The sequence below is a fragment of the Ferrovum sp. genome (genome assembly GCF_027317285.1).
Classification (GTDB): Bacteria; Pseudomonadota; Gammaproteobacteria; order Burkholderiales; family Ferrovaceae; genus Ferrovum.
On the sequence record NZ_DAHVHV010000112.1, the window covers coordinates 1 to 1,331 of the forward strand.

Annotated in this window: 3 protein-coding genes; all 3 read right to left on the reverse strand. The window is 52.8% G+C overall.

Annotated features, from left to right (window positions below; translation table 11 throughout):
- Nucleotides 1-259 precede the first annotated feature (259 nt).
- Genes relB through M6F29_RS12605 form a run of 3 tightly spaced genes read right to left on the reverse strand, consistent with a single transcriptional unit; the run spans nt 260 to nt 1,168 of the window.
- A complete protein-coding gene (gene relB, locus M6F29_RS11740) occupies nt 260-574 on the reverse strand; it encodes a type II toxin-antitoxin system RelB family anti-toxin transcriptional regulator (protein WP_298160120.1) in 315 nt (104 codons plus the stop codon).
- A complete protein-coding gene (locus M6F29_RS11745; protein WP_298160123.1) occupies nt 571-909 on the reverse strand; it encodes a type II toxin-antitoxin system RelE/ParE family toxin in 339 nt (112 codons plus the stop codon). Before M6F29_RS11745 ends, relB begins: the two co-directional genes overlap by 4 nt.
- A 7-nt stretch (nt 910-916) precedes the next feature.
- A complete protein-coding gene (locus M6F29_RS12605) occupies nt 917-1,168 on the reverse strand; it encodes a DUF2442 domain-containing protein (RefSeq protein WP_524537734.1) in 252 nt (83 codons plus the stop codon).
- Nucleotides 1,169-1,331: the final 163 nt, after the last annotated feature.

The following is a 1,331-nucleotide window of genomic DNA, read 5'->3' on the forward strand; positions in this document are numbered from 1 at the left end:
TTCGTAACCCCACTCCGGATCATCCGCCCTCGATGATCAGAGTATGCCGGGGTCAATCCTCCCTGAATACAACGCCGCTCAGTTACTGCGTACTGCGTACTGTGTAGTGAACAACCAGAGCCGGATAGAGAGGGCAGCGCAGCCGTGTCACTTTTCGGCGTAATGGAGCCAGCAGAACCGAGACCGTCTACCAAGTTGGCGGGCGTACATCATTGACACTGTGCGTTCAGGCAAAACCTGGCAACTGAGATCTGTGGGGTCACACCGTTGCGAGACGCTCCATGGTATCTGGATAACGCTCCACGAGGCGGATCAATAAGGCGGCCTGGGCATTGGGACGGGCACGACCCTGTTCCCAGTTTTCAAGGGTACGCGGGTTGGTGCGCAGGTAGCGGGCGAAAACCGGTCGGGATAGGTTTAATTTTTCCCGCAAGGCCAACAATTCACCCGCAGTAATCGCTGATGCCGGAATCATGTTGACCTCGTGAGTACGCAACGTGCGTTTTCCGGCACGTTCATCTGCTAACGCATTGAAACCTTCGGAAATCTCTGCAAACAGATTTCTATTTTTCATCGTCTTGCCTCCAATTCGAGTTTTAGCATGCCTCTGAGCAACCCCTTTTCCTTAACGGTCAGGTCATCCATTTCATTCTTGTCGTATAGGGTGAAAAGCCAGAATTGCTGACCAGCATTCCACCAGAAGTAGATCACGCGCAACCCACCGCGCTTTCCCTTGCCTCGTTTGACATCAGCGTAACGCGGTTTGCGCAAACCACCGCTGCCTTCAATGATGTCGCCAGCCCCTGGGTTCTTCATCAGAGTGTTTTGCAGGGCGCGGAAACCGTCATCGCTCAGGTAGTCAGCCCTGAATCTGGCAAAGGCAGGTAACTCGACAAATAGGGCTTTCATGGATAAACTATACGCAAACAGCGTATATTAAGCAATGGTATGGAGTCCTACAAGGATCGGTTCCCAGCATATCGAGGACCTTTTGACGCCATGGCTCGATGATGCCGGGTTTTGAGATAAGCGAGACGAATGCCTGATTGAATAGGGCGATGTCCTGCAACTGCTTAAACACACCACGATTCAGGTAGGGCTTCGCATCGAACAAACGATGATCGCCTGTGTTAAACCAAAGTCCCAGGAAAAAATCTTCCAGAGGCACGACACGAGTAACGGATTCCGTAAGCCCTCCTAATGCATGCTTCGCAGAAACTGCGCAATGTTTTTCCGGATGAAGTGGGCGTCCATGTGTGCCGACAGGTCAGAGGGTTTTCGTTCGGGAAAGGTGGGCCGGGGGGATTCTGAGCGGGGTGGGTTTGCTGAGC

Bases quoted from the DNA above. Each gene is read 5' to 3' on its own strand.
- relB (WP_298160120.1), bottom strand. From the start codon at position 574: ATGAAAAATAGAAATCTGTTTGCAGAGATTTCCGAAGGTTTCAATGCG.
- M6F29_RS11745 (WP_298160123.1), bottom strand. From the start codon at position 909: ATGAAAGCCCTATTTGTCGAGTTACCTGCCTTTGCCAGATTCAGGGCT.